The sequence below is a fragment of the Variovorax sp. DAIF25 genome, from assembly GCF_050711835.1.
Classification (GTDB): domain Bacteria; phylum Pseudomonadota; class Gammaproteobacteria; order Burkholderiales; family Burkholderiaceae_C; genus Variovorax.
In genome coordinates, this window is sequence record NZ_CP136636.1 from 3329401 (window position 1) to 3355041 (window position 25641).

Here is a 25641-nt window from a genome sequence, read left to right on the forward strand (position 1 = left end):
CGCCACGGAATTCATTTGGACCCCCGAGGCAAACGCCCAAGCACCATCGCAAGCAAGGTGCGCGGAACCAGCGCCACCATCACCAGATGCACCACGACAAAGGCAACCAAAGAGGCCATCCCGAAGAAGTGAATGCGCCGTGCGAACTCGTATCCACCCAGCAGATCCCGCAACACAGCGAACTGCACCGACTTCCAGAGCACCAGCCCCGACAGCACGATCACCACGATGTCGAGCATCACGAACAGGTAGGCCAGCCTCTGCACGTTGTTGTAGCGGCGCGGGTCGGCATGCGAGAGCCGCCCCTTGAGCGCCGACAGCGCGTCGTGCCACACACCGCCCGGCGTGACCGGAAAGAACTTGGTGGCCAACCGTCCGCTCGCGATGTTGAGCGCCAGGTAGACGAAGCCGTTGAACACCAGCAGCCACATCGCCGCGAAGTGCCATTGCAGCGCGCCGCCGAGCCAGCCGCCGAGCGTGATCTCGGTCGGGATGCGGAACGGCAGGAAGGGCGCCGCGTCGTAGATGCGCCAGCCGCTCGTCACCAGCACCAGCACCGCCAGCGCGTTGAGCCAGTGCGTGATGCGCATCCACAGCGGATGGATGGGACGGGTGTCCGGGGCGGCGAGGGCGGTGCTGTTCATGGGGCGGATTCTTGGGCCCACCCCCTGGCCGATTCATCACGCAAAGTTCAAAGAATCGTGATAACTCGGGAATCCGTATCGCGGGACAATCGGCGCCATGGACACCCCCAAGCGCGTGCTGCTGGTCGAAGACGACGCCCATATCGCCGAATTGCTGCGCATGCACCTGCGCGACGAAGGCTATGCGGTGGTGCATGCGGCCGATGGGCACGCGGGCCTGCGCGAACTGGAGCGCGGCCAGTGGGACGCGCTGGTGCTCGACCTCATGCTGCCCGGCATCGACGGGCTCGAGATCTGCCGCCGCGCACGCGCCATGGCGCGCTACACCCCGATCATCATCATCAGCGCGCGTTCCAGCGAGGTGCACCGCATCCTCGGCCTCGAGCTCGGCGCCGACGACTACCTTGCCAAGCCCTTCTCGGTGCTCGAGCTGGTGGCGCGCGTGAAGGCGCTGATCCGCCGCACCGATGCGTTGGCGCGCAATGCGCGGCTGGAGTCGGGCAGCCTCGCGCTCGGCAACCTCGAGATCGAGCCGCTCGCACGCGAGGTGCGCGTGGACGGCAAGCCCATCGAGCTCACGCCGCGCGAGTTCGACCTGTTGTACTTCTTCGCACGCCACCCGGGCAAGGTGTTCTCGCGGCTCGACCTGCTCAACCAGGTCTGGGGCTACCAGCATGACGGCTACGAGCACACCGTCAACACCCACATCAACCGGCTGCGCACCAAGGTCGAGGCCGACCCGGCCGCGCCGCGGCGCATCCTCACCGTCTGGGGCCGCGGCTACAAGCTCTCGGCCACGGCCGATGGCAAGGACGAGGGCGCTGCATGATGGGCTGGGCCACGCTCTCGCGCCGGCTGTCGCTGGTGTTCGCGCTGCTGCTGCTGGTGTGCTGCGGTGCCTCGGCCTGGCTGCAGGTGCGCGCAAACGGGCGCCACGAGCAGGAGGTGATCCAGCGCCTGTCGGGCGGCCTGGCCGCGCACATCGCCGAGAACGCCGAGTTGATGCGCCCGGGCGGGCTCGACCCGGCCGCGGTCAAGCGGCTGTTCGACCAGCTGATGGCGGTCAACCCCAGCGTCGAGGTCTACCTGCTCGCGCTCGACGGCCGCATCGAGGCCCAGGCCGCGCCCGAGGGGCACCTCAAGCGCGACCGCGTCGACCTCGCACCGGTGCGGCGCCTGCTGGCCGGCGCACCGATGCCGATCCTCGGCGACGATCCGCGCAACCTGCAGACCGCCAAGGTCTTCAGCGCCGCGCCGCTGCGCATGGACGGCCGCGACGCCGGCTATGTCTACGTGGTGCTGCAGGGCGAGGACCACGATGCGCTCGTCGCCCACGTGGCGGCCGACAACGCGTTGCGCACCACGCTGTGGTCGATGGGGCTGGTGGCGCTGCTCGGGCTGGTCGCGGGCACGGCCGCGTTTTGGCTCATCACGCGGCCGCTGCGCGAGCTCACGGCCGCGGTGCGGCGCTTCGAGACCGAGGGCATCGATGCGATCGAGGGCCAGGCGCCGACGCTGGAGCGCATCGCGCGTGGCGGCGGCGAGATCGCCTTGCTGGCGCAGGCCTTCGCGCAGATGACGCGGCGCATCGCCGAGCAGTGGCGCGAACTCACCTTGCAGGACCAGCAGCGGCGCGAGCTGTTCGCCAACGTCTCGCACGACCTGCGCACGCCGCTGACCTCGTTGCACGGCTACCTCGAGACCCTGCGCCTGAAGGCCGGCACGCTCGACGAGGAGGAGCGCCGCCGCTACCTCGACATCGCACTCGACCAGAGCCGCAAGGTGGGGCGGCTCGCGCAGGAGCTGTTCGAGCTGGCGCGGCTCGAGTACGGCGTGGTCAAGCCCGAGAAGGAGAGTTTCGCGCTGGCCGACCTGGTGCAGGACGTGTTCCAGAAGTTCGAGCTCGCGGCCGAGTCGCGGCAGCAGAAGCTGCGTCCCGACATCGCGCCGGGCCTGCCGGTGGTGTCGGCCGACCTCGGGATGATCGAGCGCGTGCTGACCAACCTGCTCGACAACGCGATCCGCCACACGCCCGCCGGCGGCGAGATCGTGGTGCAGCTGCGGGCGGCCACCGGCGACGAGGGCACGGGCGTGACGGTGCAGGTCAGCGACACCGGGCCCGGCATTCCGCGCGAGCTGCAGCCCAGCCTGTTCACGCGCCCGGCCTTCACCGGCAGCGTGCGCAGCGACGGTTCGGCCGGCGGCGGGCTGGGGCTGGTGTTCGTGCAGCGCATCCTGCAGCTGCATGGCAGCGACATCCGGCTGGTGCCGCAGGCGGGGCGCGGCGCGGTGTTCCGCTTCCGGCTCTCGGGCGCCTGAGCACGGGGCGCATCGGTGCAAGCGCCGGTTGCGCGCGCGGCGGCCGATGCTACAAGCGGATGCGGGATGCAGGCACGTCGACCTGCACCCGACGATCCACCCAGGAGACACCGCCCATGCCCGACTTCCGCACCGTCGTCATCGACCAGGACCCGCAGCATCCGCGCATCGCGCGCCTCGTGCTCAACCGCCCCGAGAAGCTCAACGCCATCGCCGAGACCACGCCGACCGACATCCGCCATGCGGTGGAGTGGGCGCAGGCCGAGGACGCGGTGCACGTGATCGTGGTCGAGGGCGCGGGCCGCGCCTTCTGCGCCGGCTACGACCTCGGCGACTATGCCGAGGGCCACGGGCGCGAGGGGCAGGGCGAGCATCCGTGCCGGCAGGAGAAGACCCCCTGGGACCCGATGCTCGACTACGCCGCGATGAAGCGCAACACCGACGACTTCATGGCGCTGTGGCGCTGCACCAAGCCGACCATCGCCAAGGTGCATGGCTACGCGGTGGCCGGCGGCAGCGACATCGCGCTGTGCTGCGACCTGCTGGCCATGGCCGACGACGCGCGCATCGGCTACATGCCCACGCGCGTGTGGGGCTGCCCGACCACGGCCATGTGGACCTACCGGCTCGGCGCGCTGCGCGCCAAGCAGCTGATGTTCACCGGCGACACCATCGACGGCGCGCAGGCGGCCGACTGGGGCCTCGCCAACTTCGCGGTGCCGGCCGAAGAACTCGACGCCGCCACGCTGAAGCTGGCGCTGCGCATCGCGGGCGTGCCGCGCTCGCACCTGATGATGCACAAGCTGGTGGTCAACCAGGTCTGGCACTCGATGGGCCTCGAGCAGAGCCAGATGTTCGCCACCGTGTTCGACGGCATCACGCGCCACAACCCCGAGGGCATGTGGTTTCGCCGCCAGGCCGAGACCGAGGGCTTCAAGAGCGCGGTGCAGTGGCGCGACAGCGGGCGCGACATCCCCGAGGGCGACGAGGCGAGGGCGCTGATCGCGGTGCTTGAGGCGAAGCTGGCCGCGCGCTCCTGAGCGAGGCGTGACGGCCGTGCATGTCACGGCACCGACACATGGGGCCGCAATGATCCGGCGCCCGCTAAAAACCCATAACAACGCGCGGCGGGCGGCGACGACAACGTACCAGCCACACAGCGAGAGAGAGGGTCTCCCATGCAGTCATTTTCCCTGGCCAGGATCGCCCTGGCGGCCAGCGCCTGCGCGCTCATGAGCGCTTGCGGCGGCGGTGGAGGCGGCGGCCTGCCGTTCTTCCCGCCCGCGCCCGCGCCGGCCCCCGCACCACCGGCACCGCCGGCACCGCCTCCCCCGGCGCCGGCCCCCGTGCCCGCCGCGCTCGTGATCGGGCACCGCGGCGAACCGGCCAAGCGGCCCGAACACACGCTGGCCTCGTACCAGCAGGCCATCGACGATGGCGCCGACTTCATCGAACCCGACCTCGTGCCGACCAAGGACGGCGAGCTGGTGGCGCGCCACGAGAACGCGATCGCCATCGTCGACGCCAGCGGCAAGGTGCTCGAAGCCACCACCAACGTGATGGACGTGCCGAAGTTCGCGAGCCGCAAGACCACCAAGACCATCGACGGCCGCCCGGTCATCGGCTGGTTCACCGAGGACTTCACGCTGGCCGAGCTCAAGGAGCTGCGCGCGCGCGAGCGCATTCCGGCGCAGCGCCCGGCCAACATCTCGTACAACGACCTGTTCCAGGTGCCCACGCTCGACGAGGTGATCGAGCTCGCGAAGACGCAGTCGCAGGCCAAGGGCCGCACCATCGGCATCTATCCCGAGACCAAGCACCCGACCTACTTCCGCTCGATCGGCCTGCCGCTCGAGAACAAGCTGCTCGACACCCTGCAGAAGCACGGCCTGAACAAGGCCGATGCGCCGGTGTTCGTGCAGTCCTTCGAGACCGGCAACCTCAAGGACGTGCGCCTGCGCAGCACGGTGAAGATCGTCCAGCTGATCGGCGGCTCGGGCGCGCCCTACGACCTGGTGGCGCTCGGCGACAAGCGCACCTATGCCGACCTCGTGAAGCCCGAGGGCCTGGCCGAGATCGCGACCTATGCGCAGGGCATCGGTCCCGACAAGTCGCGCGTGATCCCGGTGGTGGCCGGCAAGCTGGGCACGCCCACCACGCTGGTGAAGGATGCGCACGACAGGAAGCTGTTCGTCCACATCTACACGATCCGGCCCGAGAACGCCTTCCTGCCCGACAGCCTCAAGAAGGAGCCGAAGGCCGACGGCACCGTGCATGGCGACACGGCGGCGGAGATCACCGCTTTCCTCGATGCCGGGATCGACGGGCTGTTCGTCGACAGCGCCGCGACCGCGGTGCCGGTGGTGAAGGCCTATAGCGCGCAGAAGCGCTGAAGGCGGGCGGGAACCGCCCGCGAAGGCGGTTCCCGTGTCTTGCCGCTCAGGGCGGGCAGGGATGCATGCCGGCCGCCACGGTGCGCGAGGCGATGCTCGTCTCGTCCACCGCGCCGAGCGGACGGGTGAACTTGCAGCCATAGGCCGGATCGGCCACCGTCGCCGCAGTCACCACGTCGTCGCCCGCGGGCTTCACGCCGTCGCGTTCCCACTTGATCATCGCGTCGAAGGCCTCGACTTGCTCGGCCTGCGTGAAGTCGCAATGGGTGATGCCGCGCACCGCGCGCTGCACCAGCCAGCCGCTGTTGCCCTTGGCCGCCACGCGCTTGTTGTAGATCTGCTCCATGCTGAAGGGCACGTAGAGGTCGCCGAGCGTGTGCAGGGTGACCACCGGGATCTTGAACTCGCCATTGGCCTTGGGAATCCAGCGCAGCCCGTCGCGGCGCAGGCGATTGGCGTCGGGCACGGCGGTGAGCTTGAGCACCGAGCCGTTGAGCGCCGTCGAGCCGGCCGCATCGCCTTCGATGGTGTAGGTGAAGCGGTTGGTGTCGAGCGTGCTCTTGTTGAGGATGCCGTTGACCGTGCCGTCGCTGCCGAGCACGCCCCACACGAAGGCGAAGGAACCGCCCGACTTGAAGCCGAGGTCGAACATCGGACGAGGCCCGCCGGTGAGGTTCTCGATCACCGAGGCGTACTTGGTGCCGGTGGGCGTGGTGGTGATGTTGGGGATCGGCGAGACCGTGAAGTCGGTGAACAGCGTGCCCGTCACCTGCGCCGCGATGTCCGACCAGTTCACCGTCGGGTACTTCGGCAGTCCCGCCAGCGCCTGTGCCGTGACCTGCGCGCCCGCGAAGTAGTCGAACAGCTCGGTGTCGCCGACCACGCCGCACATCGGCACGGCGCCGTTGTAGCGCACCTTGTGGTTGGCCGTGGCATAGGCCTCGTCCTCGATCGCCGCGGCCGTGATGTGGCCGCCCATCGAGTGGCCGGTGATGTAGATCTTCGACGGCGCGGCGAGCTCGCGGCCATTGGCCTTGGCGATCTTGTTGAACTCCAGCGCCAGCGCGTTGGTGTCCTCCACGCCCACGCGCACGTCGTAGAAGTTCTTGCTGTAGCTCGAGGCGGCCCAGGCATAGCCGTTCTGGATCAGGTAGCGGCGGATCGAGGGATTGCTGACCGCGAGCACGTTGCCTTCGCCGGCATAGCCGTGCGCATACATCACGAGCTTGCCGTTCCAGTTGGCCGGCACCTCCACGCGGTAGGCCGCGCCGCCGAGCACGCCGGCCCAGCGGCTGGTGGTCGCGTTGTCGACGGTGTCGCCGGCCGCTGCGGCCAGGGCCGTGAAGGTGGTGGCCGCGGCATCGGCCGGCGCGAAGGAATTGCGGTCGTCCTGCGCGCGGCGCTCCTCGGGCGCGGGCGGCGGCGGGGGCGGTGCCGGCGGCGCGGGGGCGGGCGCGGGTGGCACGATCGGGAAGATGGCCCCACCGCCGCCTCCGCCGCCGCAGGAAGCGGCGGCGATGCTGGCGGCGATGACGATGAGCTTGAGGCGCGCGGAATGCATGGTTCGTTGTCTCCGTTTTCTGGGGCGAGGAATGCCGGCCGCCGTCGTCCGGAGGTGCCCATGAGGCTGGCACGACCGTGCTTTTCTTGCGGACCGGCGGCGCAGCGTAGAGGCGCCGCCCCTGCAATCGGTGGGGGCTTTCCCGTAGCCGCTATCGCCTGCGCGACAGCAGCGCCGCGCGCGGCGCGCTCAGTTGCGCCGGCGCGTGACCGTCACCGTGGCCTCGAGGCCTTCGTAGGCCTCGGCCGGGCCGTACCAACTGCCCGAGATCGGGGCGCCCTGGGCCGGGTCGCGCGTCACGCCGACGCGGATCAGTTGGCCGCTGCCCATGAGGTTGTTGGTCGGGTCGAACGCGACCCAGCCCGCGCCCGGCAGGTAGGCCTGCAGCCAGGCGTGGGTGGTGCCGGCGCCGGTCATGGCCTCGCCCTTGGCCTGCACCGTGCTGTCGAGCGCGGCGTCGTAGATGTAGCCCGAGACGAAGCGCGTGGCGATGCCCAGGCGGCGCACCGCCTCCATCATCAGCAGCGCGTAGTCGCGGCAGCTGCCGCTGCCCAGCGCCAGCGTCTCGAGCGGCGTCTGCGTGCCTTCCTCGTCGCGCGCCAGGTACTCGAGGCTCTGGCCGATGTGGGCGTTCATGCGCGTGAGCACCTCGCGCGTGCTGTTGGGCTTGTCGGTGTGCAGGAACTGGTGGGCCCAGCGGATCAGCGTGCCGTCGGGATCGTCGTGATGCGGGCGCAGGTAGTGCTCGAGGTCGAGCCGGTCCTGCACCGAATAGGCGAAGGGCAGGAACTCCGCGGCCGGGTCGATCGCGAGCTGGTCCTGCATGGCCGCGGGCACGGTCTCGATGGTGAAGGCGCAGACGATGCGCAGCTCGGTGGCTTCGCCCATCGGCTGCACCAGCGCCACCGAATTCGAGTGCGGGTCCTGGATCAGCCGTGTGTGGGCCGACGGGCTCACCTGCAGGTCGGTGGCCAGCACGCGCAGGTCGTGGCTGTCGCGTGGACGGAACATCACGCGGTGCAGCCCGAAGCTGACCGGCTCGTTGTAGCGGTAGATCGTGGTGTGGCGGATGTCGTACTGGGTGCTGGGCATGGGGCATTCTCCTGCGTTCGTGTGTCGCCGGACATGTATGCGGTGATGGGCGCAGGCAGGACTGCCGCATAATCCGCGCCCCTTCGGCCCGCGTGGCCGCACCGTTCGCCCATGGAGGACCATGTACGCATCGACTTTCATCTTCGCCACCCGCCAGTTCGACGACGCCTTCCACCGGCTCGACCAGGCGATCGCCGAGGCCGCGCGCGCGCTGCCCGGCTACCTGGGCGAGGAGAGCTGGGAGAACAGCGCCAACGGGCTGGTGTCGAACGTCTACTACTGGCGTTCGCTCGAGGCGCTGCAGGCGCTGATGACGCATCCCTCGCATCTGCAGGCCAAGGCGGCGCAGGCGAACTGGCTCGACGGCTACCGGGTGGTGATCTCGGAGGTGGTGCGCAGCTATGGCGATGGGCGCATCGACCACCTGCTGCCCGCGCTCGACGCCGCGTAGCGGCCCTCAGGCCCGCGCGGTGCGCCGCGTATCGAGGGCCTTGGCCAGCGCCGCCGGCAGCGGCAAGGGTTCGCCGTGCCACTGCGCGGCCAGCAGCTCGGCGCACAGCGCGGCGAAGCTGAGCCCGCGCGAGCCGAGCGCCGTGCAGGCCCACAGGCCCTTGTCCTCGGGCACATCGTCCAGCGGCCCGACCAGCGGCCGGCGGTCGCCCGAGGCACAGCGCACGCCGACCCAGGCCCGGGCCTCGCCGCGTGCGAAAGCCTGGTCGATCGATTCGGCGCTGGCCGGATGCAGCCGTGCGGCGCGTTCGCGCACGGCCTCGGCGTCGCTGTCGCGCGGCGCCAGGTCATGGCTGTCGCGGTCGAAGGTGGCGCCGGCCAGCCACAGCGGCGCGCCGCCATCGGACTCGGGCACGCCGGCGATCAGGTGGCCGTCGCCATTCACGGGCGCGGCGGGCAACGCGGCCGCGTCGCTGCGGCCCCAGGCCACCTGGCCGCGCACCGGCTGCAGCGGCAGGCGCGGCGCCAGCAGGCCCGAGCCATGGCCCATCGCGACCACCACGCGGTCGGCCTCGGCCAGCACGGCACCGTCTTTGGCCAGCAGCCGCCAGCCGCCGGTGGCCGCATCGCGCTCCAGCCGTTCGACGCGGCAGCCGCCGCGGAACGCGATGCCGGGCTCGCGCAGCCAGGCCTCGACCAGCGCACGCGGCCGCACCCAGGCGGCGCGCGCATGCCAGAGCGCGGGTATGTCGGGCGGCAGACCCGCGGCCGCGAGCTGCGCGGCGCTCGCGGGCCAGGATTCGTTGGGCCCGTCGGCCTGCCAGCCTGTGGGCATGCGCACATCGCCATCGGGCCGGCGCTCCAGCGTGCCGGTGCCGCGCCAGTCGCGGCCTTCTTCGAGGCGCTGCGCCAGTTCGTTCCAGGTCGCGCGGATGCCGGCGCGCGTGAGCCGCGAGAGCAGGGCGTCGTCGGGCGACACATGGGGCGCGAGCAGGCCCACGGGCAGGCCCGAGGCGCCTTCGGCCGGCCGCGCGGCGGCGTCGAGCAGCTCGACCTGCCAGCCGCGCCGCGCGAGGCTGGCCGCCACGGCCGCGCCCGCGAGGCCGGCGCCGATCACGGCGCAGCGGCCGGGCGTGGCGACGGTCTCGGGCAGTGGCTCGCGCCGGCGCACGGTCCAGGCCGGCGCGAAGCGCGCGCCCAGGCAATCGCGCTTGGGCGGCAGGCCGGGACGGCGTTCGAGCTGGAAGCCGTTCTGCGCCAGCGCGTCGCGCACGGCGCGCGCATAGGTCCAGGTGCCGAGCAGGGTTCCCTGGCGCGCGAAGCGCGAGAGCGCCTTCAGCGTCTCGGGCGACCACATCTCGGGATTGCGCTGCGGGCTGAAGCCATCGAGGTACAGGCTGTCGGCCTCGAAGCGCTGCGCGCGCAGCATGGGCTGCACCTCGCCCACGCAAAGCGTCAGCAGCACCCGGCCGTCGTCGAAGGCCAGCCGATGGAAGCCCGGCAGCAGGCCGTGCCAGCGCGCGGCCAGCTCGCGCGCGAGCGGCGCGAGTTCCTCATAGGCGCCGGCGGCGCGCAGCAGGCTGTCGGCCGCGACCGGCCAGGCCTCGATCGAGACGAAGTGAAGCAGCCGCGGGCGTGCCGGATCGGCGCGCCACGCGGCCCAGGTCGCGAGGAAGTTGAGGCCCAGCCCGAAGCCGGTTTCGAGAATCCGCCACTGCGGCTGGCCGGCCCAGGCGGCCGGCAGGCCGCAGCCGCCGAGGAAGACGTGGCGCGACTGCGCGAGCGCACCGGCCTCCGTGTGATAGATGTCGCCGAAGCGCTCGCTGTGCGGTGTGCCGTCCGTGCGCCAGGCGACCGGTTCGGCCGTCACTGCAGATAGTTGCGCGGCCTCAGGCCGACGGCGGGACGTAGCCCTGGGCGACGTCGGCGCCCTCGCCGAAGAAGTGCTTCTCCATCTGGCGTGCCAGGTACTGGCGGGCGCGCTGGTCGGCGAGGTTCAGGCGGTTCTCGTTCACCAGCATGGTCTGCTGCTTGAGCCAGGCGGCCCAGGCTTCCTTGCTGACGCTCTCCCAGATGCGCTTGCCGAGTTCGCCGGGGTAGGGCGGGAAGTCGAGCCCTTCGGCTTCCTTGCCGAGCTTGATGCACTGAATCATGCGTGCCATGTCGATTGCCTTTGGGTGGGGGGAGCGCGAAAAAGCTGCTCTTAGTTGATTTAGCTATTTAGAACTGAAAACTTGGTCGTTCCAGTTCCTATATGTCGTATTGAGAATACGCAGCTTCATTGATATGCCATTCGAGAACGACACCATGAGCCTCCGCCGCGACTTTATCAAGCTTTCCCTCGGTGCCGGCGTGGCCGGCGCCATGGCCCTGTCGGCACTGCCGGCGTTCGCCCAGGGCAGCGCTGCCGGTCCGGTGACGCTGCTGAACGTCTCCTACGACCCCACGCGCGAGCTGTACGTGGACTACAACCAGGCCTTCGCCAAGTACTGGAAGGGCAAGACCGGCCAGGACGTGACGATCAAGCAGTCGCACGGCGGCTCGGGCAAGCAGGCCCGCTCGATCATCGACGGCATCGACGCCGACGTGGCCACGCTGGCCCTCGGCGGCGACGTCGACGCGTTGGTCACCCACGGCGGCCTGCTCAAGGCCGACTGGCAGAAGCGTCTGCCGCACAACTCGGCGCCCTACACCTCGACCATCGTGTTCCTGGTGAAGAAGGGCAACCCCAAGGGCCTGAAGGACTGGGACGACCTGGTCAAGCCCGGCGTGCAGGTGATCACCCCCAACCCCAAGACCTCGGGCGGCGCGCGCTGGAACTACCTCGCGGCCTGGGAATTCGCCAAGCGCAAGTACGGCGGTGATGCCAAGGCCAAGGAATACGTCGGCAACCTGTTCAAGAACGTGCCCGTGCTCGACACCGGCGCGCGCGGCTCGACCATCACCTTCGTCCAGCGCGGCGTGGGCGACGTGCTGCTGGCCTGGGAGAACGAGGCCTTCCTGGCGCTGAAGGAATTCGGCCCCGAGAAGTTCGAGATCGTGGTGCCGTCGATCTCCATCCTGGCCGAGCCCACCGTGGCGGTGGTCGACAAGGTGGTCGACAAGAAGGGCACGCGCGCCGTGGCCGAGGAATACCTGAAGTACCTGTATTCCGACGAAGGCCAGGACATCGCGGGCCGCAACTTCTACCGCCCGACCTCGGACAAGGCGAAGGCCAAGTACGAGAAGCAGTTCCCCAAGCTGACGCTGGTGACCATCGACCAGGCCTTCGGCGGCTGGAGCAAGGCCGACAAGGACCACTTCGCCGACGGCGCCTCGTTCGACCAGATCTACACCGCCAAGCAGAAGTAAGCGCGGCATTCGCCCCGCGGCGACCGACCCCGATGGCGCCCGCTGCGGCGGATGCCGGGGACCGGTTCGCTTCGACCCTTCCGATACCGCCACCCGAAAGCCTTCCGTGTCCGTTCTCCTGATTGCCGGCAGCCCCTCGGCGCCCTCGCGCTCCACCGCCTTGCTCGACGCGGTGGCCGAGCGCCTGGCGCGGCGCCATGCGCAGATCGAACGGCTCGCGATCCGCGACCTGCCGGCGCAGGCGCTGCTGCTGGCGGACTGGAACCATCCGGCCATCGTGCAGGCCATCGCCCAGGTGACGCGGGCCCGCGCCATCGTGGTGGCCACGCCGGTCTACAAGGCCGCCTACAGCGGCGTGCTCAAGGTCTTCCTCGACCTGCTGGCGCAGAACGCGCTCAAGGGCAAGACGGTGCTGCCGCTGGCCACCGGCGGCAGCCCGCACCACATGCTCGCGCTCGACTACGCGCTGCGGCCCGTGCTGCAGTCGCTGTCGGCGCGCCACATCCTGCCGGGCGTCTACGCGAGCGATTCGCAGATCGCGCTGACGCCCGAGAGCGCCTACCAGGTGCACAACGACCTGGCGGAGCGGCTCAACGAGGCCGTCGAGGTGCTGGCCACCGAGGGGCTGAAGCTGCCGGCGACACACGGCTTCGAGCCGGTGCCGTTCTCGCGCGTGCGATGTAGCGTCTGAAGCCGGCCGGCGCACGGCCCGGTCGCCACCACCGCTTCATTCCATTCCCGACCCTTCCGAACGCGACGCTGTGCGCCGCGCGGGGATGGCTTCGCCTCCAGTTTCGATTCAGTCCAAGGACCACCCCGCATGAACCCCGTTGCCACCGAAGACTCCGTGCTCGACGTGCCGCCGCGCTCGCTCTGGCGCGCATTGCGCGACCTCGCCGTCAGCATCGTCGTGGTCGCCGCGATCGCATTGATCGTGAGCTTCCTGTCCGCCACTTCCGCGCATGCGCAGGGCAAGGCCGGCGCCGCCAGGGAGCTGCGCATCGGCTACCAGAAGTCGGCCAGCCTGTTCGTGCTGCAGAAGGCGCAGGGCTCGCTCGAGAAGCGCCTCGCGCCGCTGGGCGTGGGCGTGAAGTGGGTCGAGTTCCCGGCCGGCCCGCAACTGCTCGAGGGCCTGAACGTCGGCGCCGTCGACGTCGGCTACGTGGGCGAGGCGCCACCGATCTTCGCGCAGGCCGCGGGCGCCAAGTTCGTCTACTTCGGCTACGACCCGGCCGCGCCGCGTGCCGAGGCGATCCTGGTCACCAGGGATTCGCCGATCCAGTCGGTGGCCGACCTCAAGGGCAGGAAGGTCGCGCTCAACAAGGGCAGCAACGTGCACTACCTGCTCGTGAAGCAGCTCGAGAAGAACGGCCTGAAGTTCAGCGACATCCAGCCCGTGTACCTGGCACCGGCCGACGGCCGCGCCGCCTTCGAGAGCAGGAACGTCGACGCCTGGGTGATCTGGGATCCGTTCCAGGCCGCGGCCGAGAAGGCCACCGGCGCGCGCGTGCTCGCCGACGGCACGCCGGGCGTGGTTAGCAACTACCAGTACTACCTGGGCGAGCGCGGCTTCGTGAAGAACAACCCGAAGGTGATTGAGGCCCTGTTCGAGGACTCGGTGGCACAGGGCATCTGGCTCAAGAAGAACCTGCGCCAGGCGGCCGAGCTGATCGCGCCGCTGCAGGGCCTGCCGGTCGACGTGGTCGAGCTCGCGCTGCGCCGCTACGAGTTCAACGTGAAGCCGATCACGCCCGAGGTCGCCGCCGACCAGCAGCGCATCGCCGACACCTTCTACGCGCTCAAGCTGATTCCGAAGCCGATCAAGGTCAGCGACGCCGTCGTCGCGGCCCAGCCCTGAGCACCGGTCCCCTTCATCTTTCGCAAGCCACACCAGCCATGACCACCATCTCCCTCCCGCGCCGCCGCCTGCTGCAGGGCGCCGCCGCCGCCATCGCGCTGCCCTCCGCCTTCGGTGCGCTGGCGCAGGCGCCCGCGCGCCAGTTCCGCATCGGCAACCAGAAGGGCCTGCTCAACATCCTCAAGGGCCGCGGCACGCTCGAGAAGCGCCTCGCGCCGCTGGGCGTGAGCCTCAAGTGGACCGAGTTCACGGCCGGCCCGGTGCAGCTCGAGGCGCTGAACGTCGGCTCGATCGACTTCGGCGACGTGGGCGAGGCGCCGCCGATCTTCGCGCAGGCCGCCGGCGCGCCGCTGGCCTACGTGGGCGCCACGGTGCCGCGTCCGCAGTCGGAAGGCGTACTGGTGCCCAAGGGCTCGGCCATCAAGAGCGTGGCCGAACTCAAAGGCAAGAAGATCGCGCTCAACAAGGGCTCGAACGTCCACTATTTCATCGTCAAGCTGTTCGAGAAGCACGGCCTCTCGTATGCCGACCTGAACCTGGTCTACCTGCCACCGGCCGATGCGCGCGCGGCCTTCGAGAAGGGCTCGATCGACGCCTGGGTGATCTGGGATCCGTTCCTGGCCGCGGCCGAGAAGACGCTCGAGGCGCGCGTGCTGGCCGACGCCACCGGCGTGGTGGGCAACCGCGCCTACTACTTCTCGTCGCTCGACTACGCCGCGAAGAACGCCGACGTGGTGGCGATCGCGATCGAGGAACTCAACAAGGTCGACGCCTGGGGCTCGGCCAACCGCGGCGAGCTCGCGACCGAACTGGCCGCGCTGTGGGGCCTGCCCAAGCCGGTGGCCGACCTCACGGTGGCGCGCACCGCCTACGGCACCACGCCGATCACCAAGGCCATCCTCGGCGAGCAGCAGAAGATCGCCGACACCTTCTTCGAGCTCAAGCTGATCCCGAAGAAGATCAACGTGCTCGAAGCCGCCACGGGGATCGCGTGATGCAGATCTTCTGGTTCCTGCCCACGCACGGCGACAGCCGCTACCTCGGCACCAGCGAAGGCGCGCGCCCGGTCGACCTCGACTACCTGCAGCAGATCGCGGGCGCGGCCGACCACCTCGGCTACGAGGGCGTGCTGATCCCGACCGGCCGCTCGTGCGAGGACCCGTGGGTGATCGCCTCGAGCCTGATCGGTGCCACCAAGAAGCTCAAGTTCCTGGTCGCGGTGCGGCCCGGCCTGCACCAGCCCAGCCTGGCCGCGCGCATGGCCGCGACCTTCGACCGGCTCTCGAACGGACGCCTGCTGGTCAACCTCGTGACCGGCGGCGACCAGGCCGAGCTCGAGGGCGACGGCGTCTACCTCGACCATGCCGCGCGCTACGAGCAGTCGGCCGAGTTCATCCGCATCTGGCGCGAGATCCTCGCGCGCAGCCACGACGGCCAGGCCTTCGACTACGAGGGCAAGCACCTGAGCGTGAAGGGCGCCAAGCTGCTCTATCCGCCGGTGCAGAAACCGCATCCGCCGGTGTGGTTCGGCGGCTCGTCGGCCGCGGCCCACGACCTCGCGGCCGAGCAGGTCGACGCCTACCTCACCTGGGGCGAACCGCCGGCCGAGGTGGCGAAGAAGCTCGCCGACGTGCGCGCGCGCGCCGAGCGCCAGGGCCGTCAGGTGCAGTTCGGCATCCGGCTGCACGTGATCGTGCGCGAGACCGAAGAGGCCGCCTGGAAGGCGGCCGAGGACCTGATCAGCCGCGTCGACGACGAGACCGTGATCCGCGCCCAGGCCGCCTTCGCGCGCATGGACTCCGAAGGCCAGCGCCGCATGGCCGCGCTGCATGCGGGCGGTGCCAGGCGCACGCGCGCCGAACTCGAGATCGCGCCCAACCTCTGGGCCGGTGTGGGGCTGGTGCGTGGCGGTGCCGGCACGGCGCTGGTCGGCGACGCGAAGACCGTGGCCGCGCGCATCGAGGAATACGCCGCGCTCGGGCTCGACCGCTTCATTCTCTCGGGCTACCCGCACCTCGAGGAGGCCTACCGCTTCGCCGAGCTGGTGTTCCCGCTGCTCTCGCGCAAGGCCAAGGCCCGGCTGGCCGGGGGCTCGCTGAGCGGGCCTTTCGGCGAGGTCGTCGCCAACCTCGACGCGCCTTCGCGCCTCGTCTCGCAAAGCTGAAGGACACGCCATGATGGAACAGGTTCAGGAACTGCCGGCGGTCGCGCCGGCCGAGGGCGCGGGCTCCGCGCTGCGGGGCTTCGGCCTCAATGTCGCCAGGCGGCTGGTGCCGTGGCTGGTGCCCGTGGGGCTGATCGTGGTGTGGCAGATCGCGTCGTCGCTGGGCTGGCTCAGCACGCGCGTGCTGCCGGCGCCGGTCGACGTGGTGAAGGCCGCGTGGAACCTCACGGTGTCGGGCGAGCTGTGGACGCACGTGAAGGTCAGCGCGGGCCGCGCGCTCGCGGGGCTGGCCATCGGCGGCGGCGCCGGGCTGGCGCTGGGCCTGCTCACGGGCTCGGTGAAGTTCTTCGAGACGCTGCTCGATTCCACCATCCAGATGGTGCGCAACATCCCGGCGCTGGCGCTGATCCCGCTGGTGATCCTGTGGTTCGGCATCGACGAGTCGGCCAAGCTGTTCCTGATCTCGGTGTCCGTGTTCTTCCCGATCTACCTCAACACCTTCCACGGCATCCGCAACGTCGACCCGCAGCTGATCGAGATGGGCCGCACCTACGGTCTCACGCGCTGGCAGCTCTACCGCGAGGTGATCCTGCCGGGCGCGCTGTCCTCGATCCTGGTCGGCCTGCGCTTCTCGCTGGGCCTGATGTGGGTGATCCTGATCGTGGCCGAGACCATCTCGGCCCAGGCCGGCATCGGCTACCTGACGATGAACGCACGCGAGTTCCTGCAGACCGACATCGTGCTGGTGGGCATCCTGCTGTACGCGCTGCTCGGCAAGCTGGCCGACCTGTTCGCGCGCGGCCTCGAGCAATGGTGGCTGCGCTGGCATCCGGGCTACCAGAAGAAGACGACGAAGTGAGGGCAGGGCAATGACGCACACGACCATCTCCCGCCGCCAGGCGATCGCGACGCTCGGCGCAGCCGGCGTGCTCGGCCTGACGGGCACGCCCGCCGCCTTCGCGCAGGGCACGGCCGCGCGGCCCGCCGCCGTGCGCCTGGGCTACCAGAAGTCCTCCACGCTGATCGCGGTGCTCAAGGCGCAGGGCGTGCTCGAGAAACAGCTTGCGCCGCTCAATGCCACCCTGAGCTGGCACGAGTTCACCAGCGGCCTGCCGTTGCTCGAGGCGCTGAACCTCGACAACCTCGACATCAGCGCCGACGTGGCCGATACCGTGCCGGTGTTCGCGCAGGCGGCCGGTGCCGAGCTGACCTTCATCGCGCAGGAAGCGCCGTCGCCCGCGGCGCAGGCGATCCTGGTGCGCGAGGACTCTCCGCTCAGGAGCGTGGCCGACCTCAAGGGCAAGAAGGTCGGCTTCGCCAAGGCGGCCGGCGCGCACTACCTGCTGATCGCCGCGCTCGACAAGGCCGGCCTCTCGTTCAAGGACATCGAGCCCGCCTACCTGACGCCGGCCGACGGCCGCGCCGCGTTCGAGAAGGGCGCGATCGACGCCTGGGTGGTGTGGGACCCGTTCCTCGCCGCCGCGCAGCGCCAGTCGAAGGTGCGCGTGCTGGCCGACGGCGCGGGCATCGCGTCCTACCAGCGCTACTACCTCGCGAGCACCAAGTTCGCGAAGGCGCGGCCCGACGTGCTGCGCGTGGTCTATGCCGAGCTCGAGAAGACCGGCAGGTGGGTCAAGCAGAACCCCAGGGAGGCGGCCGCGCTGCTGTCGCCGGTGTGGGGCCTCGACGCCGCCACCATCGAGCAGGCCAACGGCCGCCGCAGCTACGCGGTGCGGCCGGTGGTGCCCGAGGTGCTCGGCGAGCAGCAGCGCATCGCCGATGCCTTCCTGGCCGAGAAGCTGCTGCCCAAGAAAATCAATGCGCTCGACGTGGCGCTGTTCAAGCCTGGAGCCTGAGATGAGTGCCGTCCTCGACCGACCGCAGAACGACGCGCCGCTGGCGATTCCCGGCGGCGTGCGCCTGGAAGTGCGCGGCCTGCACAAGCGCTACGGCGAACGCGAGGTGCTGCGCAACACGCAGCTCGCGATCGAGCCGGGCCAGTTCATCGCCATCGTGGGCCGCAGCGGCTGCGGCAAGAGCACGCTGCTGCGCCTGATCGCCGGCCTCGAGGAGGCCTCGTCCGGCGCGCTCTACACCGACGGCAAGCCGGTCAGCGGCCTGCACGACGACACCCGGATCATGTTCCAGGAGGCGCGCCTGCTGCCCTGGCGCCGCGTGCTCGACAACGTGACGCTGGGCCTCTCGAAGGACGCCAGGGCGCGCGGCAAGGAGGTGCTGGCGCAGGTCGGCCTGGCCGACCGCGAGAACGAATGGCCGGCGCGCCTGTCGGGCGGCCAGCGCCAGCGCGTGGCCCTGGCGCGCGCTCTGGTGCACCACCCGCGGCTGCTGCTGCTCGACGAGCCGCTGGGTGCGCTCGACGCACTCACGCGCATCGAGATGCACCGGCTGATCGAGAACCTGTGGCAGCGCCACCGCTTCACCGCGCTGCTGGTCACGCACGACGTGCAGGAAGCGGTGGCGCTGGCCGACCGCGTGATCCTGATCGAAGACGGGCGCATCGCGCTCGACGAGAACATTGCCCTGGCGCGTCCGCGCTCGCAGGGCGACCCGGCCTTCGCGGCCATCGAAAAACGCATCCTCGACAGGGTGCTGCAAAAGCCCGGGGCAACCGAAGAGGCTGAAAGCGGCGCCGAAGCAAGCTGGCTCGGCAAGCCCGCGCACGAACTGCGCTGGGCGATCTGAGCGTTCCTTCCTCCCATCTGAAAGGCTTCGCATGTCGCAACACTGGAAATTCGAGACCCTGTCGGTGCACGCCGGCTATTCGCCCGACCCGACCACGCGCGCCGTGGCGCCGCCGATCTACCAGACGGTGGCCTACGCCTTCGACAGCGCGCAGCACGGCGCCGACCTGTTCGACCTCAAGGTGCCGGGCAACATCTACACCCGCATCAACAACCCGACGCAGGACGTGCTCGAGCAGCGCATCGCCGCGCTCGAGGGCGGCATCGCCGCGCTGGCGCTGGCCTCGGGCCAGGCGGCCGTGACCTACGCGATCCAGACCATCGCGGAAGCCGGCGACAACATCATCAGCAGCACGGCGCTCTACGGCGGCACCTACAACCTGTTCGCCCACACGCTGCCGCAGTTCGGCATCACCACGCGCTTCGCCGACCACCGCGATCCGAAGAGCTTCGAGAAGCTGTTCGACGAGAAGACCAAGGCGGTGTTCGTCGAGTCGCTCGGCAACCCGGCCGGCAACGTGACCGACATCGCGGCCATCGCCGAGATCGCCCATCACCACGGCGTGCCGCTGATCGTCGACAACACCGTGCCCTCGCCGTACCTGAGCCGGCCGATCGAGCATGGCGCCGACATCGTGGTGCACTCGCTGACCAAGTACCTCGGCGGCCACGGCACCAGCATCGGCGGCGCGATCGTCGATTCGGGCAAGTTCCCGTGGGCGCAGCACAAGCAGCGCTTCAAGCGCCTGAACGAACCCGACGTGAGCTACCACGGCGTGGTCTACACCGACGCGCTCGGCCCGGCCGCCTACATCGGCCGCGCGCGCGTGGTGCCGCTGCGTAACACCGGCGCCGCGATCTCGCCGTTCAACGCCTTCCTGATCCTGCAGGGCATCGAGACGCTGTCGCTGCGCGTGGAGCGCATCAGCGACAACGCGCTGGCCGTGGCACGGCACCTGAAGGCGAACAAGTCGGTGAAGTGGGTCAACTACGCGGCACTCGAGGATCATCCCGACCATGCGCTGGCGCAGAAGTACCTGGGCGGCAAGGCCAGCGGCGTGCTGACCTTCGGCATCGAGGGCGGCCGCGAGGCGGGCGCGAAGTTCCTCGACGCGCTCAAGCTGTTCACGCGCCTCGTCAACATCGGCGACGTGCGCTCGCTCGCCACCCATCCGGCCTCGACCACGCACCGCCAGCTCTCGCCCGAGGAACTCGCGCGCGCCGGCGTGAGCGAGGAGACCGTGCGCCTGTCGGTCGGCATCGAGCACATCGACGACCTGCGCGCCGACCTCGACCAGGCGCTGGCCGCGGCCTCGGCCTGAAGCAGGGGGAAAGCAAAACCATGACAACACTGCAATCCATTCCCGACGCCGCGCTCGACCAGCTGTTCCGCAAGGCGCGCACCGTGCATGCCTTCAAGCCGGTGCCCGTGAGCGACGAGACCATCCGCCAGCTCTACGAGCTGCTGAAGTGGGGCCCGACGGCCTACAACGCCCAGCCCGCTCGCTACGTGTTCGTGCGCAGCGAGGAGGCCAAGGCGAAGCTCAAGCCCGCGCTGTCGTCGGGCAACACCGCGCAGACGCTGGCCGCGGGCGTGACCGTGATCGTGGCGCACGACACGCGCTTCTACGATCAGCTGCCGGTGCTGTTCCCGGCCTACGACGCCAAGCCCTTCTTCGAGAAGAGCGCCGAGGCGGCGCAGGCCACGGCCTTCCGCAACAGCAGCCTGCAGGGCGCCTACCTGATCCTCGCGGCGCGCGCGCTCGGCCTCGATGCCGGGCCGCAATCCGGCTTCAACGCCGAGCTGGTCGACAAGGCCTTCTTCCCCGACGGCCGCTGGCGCGCCAACTTCCTCGTCAACCTCGGCGTGGCCGACCACGCCGGTACCTTCGAGCGCGGGCCGCGGCTCGCGTTCGACGACGTGGCCGAGATCGCCTGAGCGCCACGTCCTTCCTTCACCGATCCATCCATCCACACCATCCAACCAAAGGGAACCATCATGTCCATCCAAGCCATCAACGTGCGCAACCAGTTCAAGGGCAAGGTCCGCGAGATCATCCGCGGCGACGTCGTCTCCGAAGTCGACGTCGAGACCGCCTGGGGCATCGTGACCTCGGTCATCACCACGCGCTCGATCGACGAGCTGCAGCTCAAGGTCGGCTCCGACGTCGTCGCGCTGGTGAAGTCCACCGAAGTGTCGATCGCCAAGCTCTGAATCCCCTGGAGTGCGCGTGGCGCATTCCCCCTCGGCCCGGCGCCAGCGATGGCGTCGGGCTTTTTTTCGTCGGCTCAGAGCGGGACGAGGCGCCAGAAACCGTAGGGGTTGTGGAACAGCGAGTCCGGCCCGTAGGGCTGGTCCTGTGTTTCCTCGATGCGGCAGCCCGGCGCATCGCGCGCGACCGAGAAGGTCTGGCCCGCGCGGATCTCGGGCTCCTCTGCGTAGAGGTAGTGCGTGAACGCACGCAGCAGTTCGACGGCGGCCGCCATGTCGTCCTGGCCGTCGGTGACCGCATCGCGCAGGCCGAGGTTGTGCATGCCGCAGGAGCTCACGGGCTCGCCCGTGAGGTAGAGCACCAGCGCCCGGTGCGCGAAGAACAGGTGCAGGTGCTCGCAGTGGTCGAGCCAGGCCGCCGGCGTGTGCGCGAGGCCGGTGCTCTCGACCTTCACGCCCAGCCCGCCCGCGCGCACCAGCGCGGCGCCGGCCTCCATCAGCGACGTGGCGTTCTCGTGGCTGCCGCCGGAGCCGACCAGGTAGACCACCGAGCGGTGGCCGTCGACGGCCTCCATCTCGGGCGTGTCGCGCCAGTGCGGCGCCGCGGCGCGGAAGGCATGGGGCATGCGCTCGTCGGGACCCTCGAAGACCAGCTCGCAACTGAAGCGCGTTCGCGCGCACATCAGGATGCGGCCGGCGAACAGGTAGCCGCTGTCGTTTGCGATCAGGCCACGGATCAGTTCCGTGGTGTCGGTCCAGGGGCCTGGAATGCACAGGACCATCTCGGGGAGGTCGGCGGGCTCGCTCACGTGGGTGCCTTCTCGGTGCTGAAAGCGGCCATTCTGCCGTCGGCCCCGCAGCTCAGTACTTGATTGTGATGCCGGCCTTCACGCCGTTGTTCTGCTTGCCGTCGGATTCGACGCCGGCCGAGAACGAGGTGTTGCCGCCGGTGCTGCCGCCCACCGAATAGATCGGGCGCGAGCCCGAGGTGTCCATGCCGCCATAGGCCGCGGCGCCGCTGGGGCGCTGCACGCCGATGGTCGCGCCGAGGGTGTCGGCCGATTTCTCGGTGGGCGCGATCTTGGGCGCGACGTAGAGGATGGTGCCGTCGTCGGTCTTCACCGGGAGCTTGGGTTCGTCGGCCCAGGCGAGGGCGGCGGCCGTGCAGCCGGCGGCCAGGACCAGGGAGGTCGAGAGGAATCTGCGCATGCGTCGGGGGAGGAGGTCGTCGGGGTTCAGGAGGTGGTCCTGCTGGCGCGCCAGGGCAGGCCCGTCAGGATATCGAAGGCGTGCTCGGTCTCGCCGATCCGGATCACGAAGACGTAATCGTTTGTCAGTCCCTGCTGGCGCGCGCCGAGCACCTTGTAACCGGCGCGTCCCGAGGGCACCTCGTAGGTGGGTCCGAATTCGGCGCCCAGCGCGAGCAACTCGCGCGTGGTCCAGGTCTTCAGCAACCGGCCGCCGAGATAGAAGCCGAACGCGGCCTGTGGGCCCGCGGACGATGGCTCCAGCTCGCGGTCGAGCCGCATCAGAGCGACCTGGCCCGCGATCGGGCTCCACGCCAGCAGCAGGCGGCCCGGGTTGAACCAGGGATAGCGGTCGACGGCTTCGTCGCCGTTCCTGCGGACCCGGTAGACCGTGGTCGTGCCGGCCTCGCCCGTGTCGGATTCGGGTATGCATCGGGCATAGAAGACACCATCGGGGCCGGCCACGACGTAGGCGATGTTCGACATCGCGCGCGCGGCGAACACGCTGCCGGGCAGCCCGACGACGCCCGAGAGCAGGGCCAGCGGGGCCAGGGGCCAGAGGGATCTGCGTTGCATGAATGCACTCCCGAAGCGGTGGGCGGGGACTGTAGCGCCGGGCCCGCGGGGTGGCTTCAGCTTCCCTTCAGCACCTGGAATGACGCTTAGAACGCCCGGTTGTTAAGAATCGACTTTTCAGTCGTTTGAGGATCGCGGACGGGCTCCTACAGTGATGGTCATCGCCACCAACGGCGCATGCATCGATCCGACAGCAACGCACACCAGGAGCCCGCACACCATGTCCGTGGAAGTTGAAGACCTCGTCCTGCCCGAAGCGCTCGAGAAGGCGCGCGCCCATGCCGCCGAAGCCGGCTGGCCCCATGCCGGCGGGGTGACGCCGCCCGTGGCCTGGCAGTTGGTGCAGGAAGGCAAGGCGGTGCTGGTCGACGTGCGTTCGGGCGAGGAGCGCAAGTTCGTCGGCCATGTGCCCGAGAGCCTGCACGTGGCCTGGGCCACCGGTACCGCGCTCACGCGCAATCCGCGCTTCGTGCGCGAGCTCGAGGCCAAGCTCGCCAAGGACGGCGGCAAGGATGCCGTGGTGCTGCTGCTGTGCCGCAGCGGCAAGCGCTCGGCGCTCGCGGCCGAGGCCGCCGCCAAGGCCGGCTTCTCGCAGGTCTACAACGTGCTCGAGGGCTTCGAGGGCGAGATCGATGCGCAGCAGCACCGCGGCGGCGCCGACGGCTGGCGCTTCCACGGCCTGCCGTGGGTGCAGGACTGATCTCTCCCCACGCACGGAAGGAAGAACGGCCCATGGCCCATTTCGAAGTCGCGGAGATCGTCGCCGCGCTGCATGCGGTGCGCAACGAATGGCGCGACCTGCAGCGCCGCTCGCGCGAACCCGGCGCGCGCGAGTTTCCCTCGCGCGACGCACTGGCTCATATCGTGGAATCGCTCAAGGGCGCGCTGTTTCCGATGCGGCTCGGCCCGCACGACCTGCGCCACGAGAGCGAGGATTTCTACGTCGGCCACACGCTCGACGCCGCCTTGCAGGCGCTGTTGACGCAGGCCCGGCTGGAACTGCATTTCAACGCGCGCCATGTGCCGCGCAGCGCCAGCGAGATCGACGAGGCCGCCACCGCGGCGGTGCGCAGCTTCGCGAACCGTCTGCCCGAGTTGCGCCGGCTGCTCGACAGCGACGTGCTCGCGGCCTATCAGGGCGACCCGGCCGCACGCAGCGTCGACGAGGTGCTGCTGTGCTATCCGGGCGTGCTCGCGATGATCCACCACCGGCTCGCGCACGAGCTCTACAGACTCGACCTGCCGCTGCTGGCGCGCATCGTGGCCGAACTCGCGCACGGGCAGACCGGCATCGATATCCATCCGGGCGCGCGGATCGATGCCGGCTTCTTCATCGACCACGGCACCGGTGTCGTGATCGGCGAGACCGCGGTCATCGGCAAGCGCGTGCGGCTCTACCAGGCCGTGACGCTGGGCGCCAAGCGCTTTCCGACCGACACCGAGGGCAACCTGCAGAAGGGCCTGCCGCGCCATCCGGTGGTGGAGGACGACGTGGTGATCTACGCCGGCGCCACCATCCTCGGGCGCGTCACGCTCGGCAAGGGGGCCGTCATCGGCGGCAATGTCTGGATCACCGACGACGTGCCGCCGGGCGCGAGCGTCACGCAGGCCAGCCTGCAGAAGAACAACGCACCGAGGGGGTGAACACACCATGAATGCATTCGTCGAAGATTTCGGAGTGGCCGTGCGACAGTTGCGCGAGGCCCATGGCTGGTCGCAGGAGCAGCTCGCGGAGCGCTCGGACCTCAACCGCTCCTACGTGGGTGAGGTGGAACGCGGCCGCGTGATCCCCTCGATCGTCACCGCGCACAAGCTCGCCACCGCGCTCGAGATCAACATCGTGCATCTGCTCTCGCGCTGCGAGCAGCTCGGCCAGTCGCGCCTGGCGCGCCGGATCAACTTGGCGGCTATAGCCTGTTGAGGGGAAACCCTTGGCGCCGGGACACTCCCGCCGTCAGTCGGATTCGTTTTTTTCTTCATTCCCACGGCCTTTCGGAGTCGCCGGCACCGCTCGCGGTGACCCGGTGGGCCTGATCACATCGGAGCTTTCTTCATGACCGCAACCGTCGGTGGAACCACCGCGCTCGGCGACAACGCCGCAAGGCAGTTGGCCAATGCCACCAAGACCGTTCCCCAGCTCGAGACCATCAGCCCGCGCTGGCTGACGCACCTGCTGCAATGGGTGCCGGTGGAGGCGGGCATCTACCGCGTCAACAAGGTCAAAAACCCCGAGTCGATCAAGGTCACCTGCACCTCGCGCGAGGAAGAGAACCAGCTGCCGCGCACCTTCGTCGACTACGAGGAGAACCCGCGCGAGCACTACCTCAATGCCGTGAGCACCGTGCTCGACGTGCACACCCGCATCTCCGACCTCTACAGCAGCCCGCACGACCAGATCAAGGAACAGCTGCGCCTGACGATCGAGACGATCAAGGAGAACCAGGAGAGCGAGCTCATCAACAACCCCGACTACGGCCTGCTGGCCCAGGTCAGCGAAGAGCAGCGCATCTTCCCGCTGACCGGCGCGCCCACGCCCGACGACCTCGACGAGCTGCTGACGAAGGTCTGGAAGGAGCCGGCCTTCTTCCTCACGCACCCGCTGGCGATTGCCGCCTTCGGCCGCGAAGCCACGCGCCGCGGCACGCCGCCGCCGACCGTGAGCCTGTTCGGCTCGCAGTTCATCACCTGGCGCGGCATTCCGCTGATCCCGTCGAACAAGGTGCCGGTGGCCGACGGCAAGAGCAAGATCCTGCTGCTGCGCGTGGGCGACAAGCGCCAGGGCGTGGTCGGCCTGTTCCAGCCGGGCCTCGCGGGCGAACAGAGCCCGGGCCTGTCGGTGCGCTTCATGGGCATCAACAACCATGCGATCGCTTCCTACCTGATCTCGCTGTACTGCTCGCTCGCGGTGCTGACCACCGACGCGCTCGCGGTGCTCGACGACGTCGAGATCGGCAAGTACCACGACTACGCCGACACCTACAAGTAAGTCGCGGTGAGCTCCCCATTGACTCCAGGCGGCCTGCCTTCGGTGCCGTCGTCCGCCGAGGCGCCGTTCGATCCGGCGCTGCTCGC

Annotated in this window: 28 protein-coding genes; 20 read left to right on the forward strand and 8 right to left on the reverse strand. The window is 69.6% G+C overall.

Annotation, left to right across the window (positions count from 1 at the left end):
• Positions 1–11: 11 nt before the first annotated feature.
• On the reverse strand, positions 12–644 hold the full coding sequence (locus R0232_RS15500) for a cytochrome b/b6 domain-containing protein (protein ID WP_431512669.1): 633 nt from the start codon (positions 642–644) through the stop codon (positions 12–14).
• A 97-nt stretch (positions 645–741) separates the two neighbouring features.
• Here R0232_RS15500 and R0232_RS15505 point away from each other — a divergent pair, with 97 nt between their 5' ends.
• The 4 genes from R0232_RS15505 (at position 742) to R0232_RS15520 (ending at position 5356) form a co-directional block, all read left to right on the forward strand.
• Positions 742–1473 (forward strand): response regulator transcription factor, encoded by a 732-nt coding sequence (locus R0232_RS15505; RefSeq protein WP_093341507.1) that lies wholly within the window; start codon positions 742–744, stop codon positions 1471–1473.
• Positions 1470–2963 carry an ATP-binding protein gene (locus R0232_RS15510; RefSeq protein ID WP_431512670.1) on the forward strand — a complete coding sequence of 498 codons (1494 nt, stop codon included), beginning with the start codon at positions 1470–1472 and terminating at the stop codon, positions 2961–2963. Before R0232_RS15505 ends, R0232_RS15510 begins: the two co-directional genes overlap by 4 nt.
• Before the next feature lie 116 nt (positions 2964–3079).
• Positions 3080–4003, forward strand: a complete 924-nt coding sequence (locus R0232_RS15515) for a crotonase/enoyl-CoA hydratase family protein (RefSeq protein WP_431512671.1) — start codon at positions 3080–3082, stop codon at positions 4001–4003.
• A 138-nt stretch (positions 4004–4141) separates the two neighbouring features.
• The gene (locus tag R0232_RS15520; protein WP_431512672.1) at positions 4142–5356 is read left to right on the forward strand and encodes a glycerophosphodiester phosphodiesterase; all 1215 of its coding nucleotides are present in this window, start codon (positions 4142–4144) and stop codon (positions 5354–5356) included.
• 46 nt (positions 5357–5402) lie between these two features.
• Here the strand turns inward: R0232_RS15520 and R0232_RS15525 are convergent, their stop codons facing one another.
• Both R0232_RS15525 and R0232_RS15530 read right to left on the reverse strand, forming a co-directional pair.
• Positions 5403–6917, reverse strand: a complete 1515-nt coding sequence (locus R0232_RS15525) for an alpha/beta hydrolase family protein (RefSeq protein WP_431512673.1) — start codon at positions 6915–6917, stop codon at positions 5403–5405.
• 189 nt (positions 6918–7106) lie between these two features.
• Positions 7107–8009: a transglutaminase family protein gene (locus tag R0232_RS15530; protein ID WP_296800980.1), complete on the reverse strand. Its 903-nt coding sequence runs from the start codon at positions 8007–8009 to the stop codon at positions 7107–7109.
• A gap of 121 nt (positions 8010–8130) precedes the next feature.
• Between R0232_RS15530 and R0232_RS15535 the strand changes: the two genes are divergently transcribed.
• A complete protein-coding gene (locus R0232_RS15535) occupies positions 8131–8460 on the forward strand; it encodes an antibiotic biosynthesis monooxygenase family protein (protein WP_093341517.1) in 330 nt (109 codons plus the stop codon).
• Positions 8461–8466: 6 nt separating this feature from the next.
• On the opposite strand, the gene mnmC is transcribed toward R0232_RS15535, so the two are convergent.
• Positions 8467–10329: an FAD-dependent 5-carboxymethylaminomethyl-2-thiouridine(34) oxidoreductase MnmC gene (gene mnmC / locus R0232_RS15540; protein ID WP_431512674.1), complete on the reverse strand. Its 1863-nt coding sequence runs from the start codon at positions 10327–10329 to the stop codon at positions 8467–8469.
• A 19-nt stretch (positions 10330–10348) separates the two neighbouring features.
• Positions 10349–10621 (reverse strand): oxidative damage protection protein, encoded by a 273-nt coding sequence (locus R0232_RS15545; RefSeq protein WP_093341520.1) that lies wholly within the window; start codon positions 10619–10621, stop codon positions 10349–10351.
• A 145-nt stretch (positions 10622–10766) separates the two neighbouring features.
• Between R0232_RS15545 and R0232_RS15550 the strand changes: the two genes are divergently transcribed.
• The 11 genes from R0232_RS15550 to R0232_RS15600 all read left to right on the forward strand — a co-directional run bounded on the left by R0232_RS15550 (position 10767) and on the right by R0232_RS15600 (position 20749).
• Entirely contained in the window at positions 10767–11810 is a 1044-nt protein-coding gene (locus R0232_RS15550; RefSeq protein ID WP_209544847.1) for a sulfate ABC transporter substrate-binding protein, read from the forward strand.
• A gap of 106 nt (positions 11811–11916) precedes the next feature.
• Entirely contained in the window at positions 11917–12501 is a 585-nt protein-coding gene (ssuE, locus tag R0232_RS15555; protein WP_431512675.1) for an NADPH-dependent FMN reductase, read from the forward strand.
• A gap of 129 nt (positions 12502–12630) precedes the next feature.
• The gene (locus R0232_RS15560) at positions 12631–13668 is read left to right on the forward strand and encodes a sulfonate ABC transporter substrate-binding protein (RefSeq protein ID WP_431512676.1); all 1038 of its coding nucleotides are present in this window, start codon (positions 12631–12633) and stop codon (positions 13666–13668) included.
• Positions 13669–13706: 38 nt separating this feature from the next.
• The gene (locus R0232_RS15565) at positions 13707–14663 is read left to right on the forward strand and encodes a sulfonate ABC transporter substrate-binding protein (protein WP_422097164.1); all 957 of its coding nucleotides are present in this window, start codon (positions 13707–13709) and stop codon (positions 14661–14663) included.
• Positions 14663–15832: an FMNH2-dependent alkanesulfonate monooxygenase gene (gene ssuD / locus R0232_RS15570; RefSeq protein WP_398500550.1), complete on the forward strand. Its 1170-nt coding sequence runs from the start codon at positions 14663–14665 to the stop codon at positions 15830–15832. The genes R0232_RS15565 and ssuD overlap by 1 nt, the downstream gene beginning before the upstream one ends.
• 10 nt (positions 15833–15842) lie before the next feature.
• Positions 15843–16691 carry an aliphatic sulfonate ABC transporter permease SsuC gene (ssuC, locus tag R0232_RS15575; protein WP_431512677.1) on the forward strand — a complete coding sequence of 283 codons (849 nt, stop codon included), beginning with the start codon at positions 15843–15845 and terminating at the stop codon, positions 16689–16691.
• 10 nt (positions 16692–16701) lie between these two features.
• Positions 16702–17688, forward strand: coding sequence for an aliphatic sulfonate ABC transporter substrate-binding protein (locus tag R0232_RS15580; RefSeq protein WP_431512678.1), 987 nt, complete (start codon positions 16702–16704; stop codon positions 17686–17688).
• A gap of 1 nt (position 17689) precedes the next feature.
• Positions 17690–18535 (forward strand): ATP-binding cassette domain-containing protein, encoded by an 846-nt coding sequence (locus R0232_RS15585; protein ID WP_431512679.1) that lies wholly within the window; start codon positions 17690–17692, stop codon positions 18533–18535.
• A 31-nt stretch (positions 18536–18566) separates the two neighbouring features.
• Positions 18567–19856 (forward strand): O-acetylhomoserine aminocarboxypropyltransferase/cysteine synthase family protein, encoded by a 1290-nt coding sequence (locus R0232_RS15590; RefSeq protein WP_296787650.1) that lies wholly within the window; start codon positions 18567–18569, stop codon positions 19854–19856.
• Positions 19857–19876: 20 nt separating this feature from the next.
• A complete protein-coding gene (locus tag R0232_RS15595) occupies positions 19877–20473 on the forward strand; it encodes a malonic semialdehyde reductase (RefSeq protein ID WP_093341537.1) in 597 nt (198 codons plus the stop codon).
• 60 nt (positions 20474–20533) lie between these two features.
• Positions 20534–20749, forward strand: coding sequence for a TOBE domain-containing protein (locus R0232_RS15600; RefSeq protein ID WP_042579699.1), 216 nt, complete (start codon positions 20534–20536; stop codon positions 20747–20749).
• A gap of 74 nt (positions 20750–20823) precedes the next feature.
• Here R0232_RS15600 and R0232_RS15605 read toward each other — a convergent pair whose 3' ends face one another.
• The 3 genes from R0232_RS15605 to R0232_RS15615 are packed head-to-tail and all read right to left on the reverse strand — an operon-like array spanning position 20824 to position 22569.
• Complete coding sequence (locus R0232_RS15605; RefSeq protein WP_431512680.1) at positions 20824–21555, reverse strand: DUF4261 domain-containing protein; 732 nt, start codon at positions 21553–21555, stop codon at positions 20824–20826.
• Positions 21556–21607: 52 nt separating this feature from the next.
• A complete protein-coding gene (locus tag R0232_RS15610) occupies positions 21608–21955 on the reverse strand; it encodes a hypothetical protein (protein WP_431512681.1) in 348 nt (115 codons plus the stop codon).
• A 26-nt stretch (positions 21956–21981) separates the two neighbouring features.
• Complete coding sequence (locus R0232_RS15615; protein WP_431512682.1) at positions 21982–22569, reverse strand: hypothetical protein; 588 nt, start codon at positions 22567–22569, stop codon at positions 21982–21984.
• 220 nt (positions 22570–22789) lie between these two features.
• Here R0232_RS15615 and R0232_RS15620 point away from each other — a divergent pair, with 220 nt between their 5' ends.
• From R0232_RS15620 to R0232_RS15635, 4 genes are all read left to right on the forward strand, one after another.
• Complete coding sequence (locus R0232_RS15620; RefSeq protein ID WP_431512683.1) at positions 22790–23269, forward strand: rhodanese-like domain-containing protein; 480 nt, start codon at positions 22790–22792, stop codon at positions 23267–23269.
• Between the two features lie 32 nt (positions 23270–23301).
• Positions 23302–24213: a serine O-acetyltransferase EpsC gene (epsC, locus tag R0232_RS15625; RefSeq protein WP_431512684.1), complete on the forward strand. Its 912-nt coding sequence runs from the start codon at positions 23302–23304 to the stop codon at positions 24211–24213.
• 7 nt (positions 24214–24220) lie between these two features.
• Positions 24221–24490 carry a helix-turn-helix domain-containing protein gene (locus R0232_RS15630; RefSeq protein ID WP_057593379.1) on the forward strand — a complete coding sequence of 90 codons (270 nt, stop codon included), beginning with the start codon at positions 24221–24223 and terminating at the stop codon, positions 24488–24490.
• Between the two features lie 132 nt (positions 24491–24622).
• Positions 24623–25555 carry a family 2A encapsulin nanocompartment shell protein gene (locus R0232_RS15635; protein WP_093341542.1) on the forward strand — a complete coding sequence of 311 codons (933 nt, stop codon included), beginning with the start codon at positions 24623–24625 and terminating at the stop codon, positions 25553–25555.
• The last annotated feature ends 86 nt before the right edge of the window (positions 25556–25641 follow it).

Excerpts from the sequence above, each read along its gene's own strand:
- R0232_RS15560 (WP_431512676.1), top strand. The coding sequence starts at position 12,631 with ATGAACCCCGTTGCCACCGAAGACTCCGTGCTCGACGTGCCGCCGCGC.
- epsC (WP_431512684.1), top strand. The coding sequence starts at position 23,302 with ATGGCCCATTTCGAAGTCGCGGAGATCGTCGCCGCGCTGCATGCGGTG.
- R0232_RS15545 (WP_093341520.1), bottom strand. The coding sequence starts at position 10,621 with ATGGCACGCATGATTCAGTGCATCAAGCTCGGCAAGGAAGCCGAAGGG.
- R0232_RS15595 (WP_093341537.1), top strand. The coding sequence starts at position 19,877 with ATGACAACACTGCAATCCATTCCCGACGCCGCGCTCGACCAGCTGTTC.
- R0232_RS15525 (WP_431512673.1), bottom strand. The coding sequence starts at position 6,917 with ATGCATTCCGCGCGCCTCAAGCTCATCGTCATCGCCGCCAGCATCGCC.
- R0232_RS15620 (WP_431512683.1), top strand. The coding sequence starts at position 22,790 with ATGTCCGTGGAAGTTGAAGACCTCGTCCTGCCCGAAGCGCTCGAGAAG.
- R0232_RS15565 (WP_422097164.1), top strand. The coding sequence starts at position 13,707 with ATGACCACCATCTCCCTCCCGCGCCGCCGCCTGCTGCAGGGCGCCGCC.
- ssuC (WP_431512677.1), top strand. The coding sequence starts at position 15,843 with ATGATGGAACAGGTTCAGGAACTGCCGGCGGTCGCGCCGGCCGAGGGC.
- R0232_RS15535 (WP_093341517.1), top strand. The coding sequence starts at position 8,131 with ATGTACGCATCGACTTTCATCTTCGCCACCCGCCAGTTCGACGACGCC.
- R0232_RS15585 (WP_431512679.1), top strand. The coding sequence starts at position 17,690 with ATGAGTGCCGTCCTCGACCGACCGCAGAACGACGCGCCGCTGGCGATT.
- R0232_RS15520 (WP_431512672.1), top strand. The coding sequence starts at position 4,142 with ATGCAGTCATTTTCCCTGGCCAGGATCGCCCTGGCGGCCAGCGCCTGC.
- R0232_RS15505 (WP_093341507.1), top strand. The coding sequence starts at position 742 with ATGGACACCCCCAAGCGCGTGCTGCTGGTCGAAGACGACGCCCATATC.
- R0232_RS15530 (WP_296800980.1), bottom strand. The coding sequence starts at position 8,009 with ATGCCCAGCACCCAGTACGACATCCGCCACACCACGATCTACCGCTAC.
- R0232_RS15550 (WP_209544847.1), top strand. The coding sequence starts at position 10,767 with ATGAGCCTCCGCCGCGACTTTATCAAGCTTTCCCTCGGTGCCGGCGTG.
- R0232_RS15615 (WP_431512682.1), bottom strand. The coding sequence starts at position 22,569 with ATGCAACGCAGATCCCTCTGGCCCCTGGCCCCGCTGGCCCTGCTCTCG.
- R0232_RS15635 (WP_093341542.1), top strand. The coding sequence starts at position 24,623 with ATGACCGCAACCGTCGGTGGAACCACCGCGCTCGGCGACAACGCCGCA.
- R0232_RS15500 (WP_431512669.1), bottom strand. The coding sequence starts at position 644 with ATGAACAGCACCGCCCTCGCCGCCCCGGACACCCGTCCCATCCATCCG.
- R0232_RS15590 (WP_296787650.1), top strand. The coding sequence starts at position 18,567 with ATGTCGCAACACTGGAAATTCGAGACCCTGTCGGTGCACGCCGGCTAT.
- R0232_RS15510 (WP_431512670.1), top strand. The coding sequence starts at position 1,470 with ATGATGGGCTGGGCCACGCTCTCGCGCCGGCTGTCGCTGGTGTTCGCG.
- R0232_RS15515 (WP_431512671.1), top strand. The coding sequence starts at position 3,080 with ATGCCCGACTTCCGCACCGTCGTCATCGACCAGGACCCGCAGCATCCG.
- R0232_RS15610 (WP_431512681.1), bottom strand. The coding sequence starts at position 21,955 with ATGCGCAGATTCCTCTCGACCTCCCTGGTCCTGGCCGCCGGCTGCACG.
- R0232_RS15600 (WP_042579699.1), top strand. The coding sequence starts at position 20,534 with ATGTCCATCCAAGCCATCAACGTGCGCAACCAGTTCAAGGGCAAGGTC.
- R0232_RS15630 (WP_057593379.1), top strand. The coding sequence starts at position 24,221 with ATGAATGCATTCGTCGAAGATTTCGGAGTGGCCGTGCGACAGTTGCGC.
- R0232_RS15580 (WP_431512678.1), top strand. The coding sequence starts at position 16,702 with ATGACGCACACGACCATCTCCCGCCGCCAGGCGATCGCGACGCTCGGC.
- ssuD (WP_398500550.1), top strand. The coding sequence starts at position 14,663 with ATGCAGATCTTCTGGTTCCTGCCCACGCACGGCGACAGCCGCTACCTC.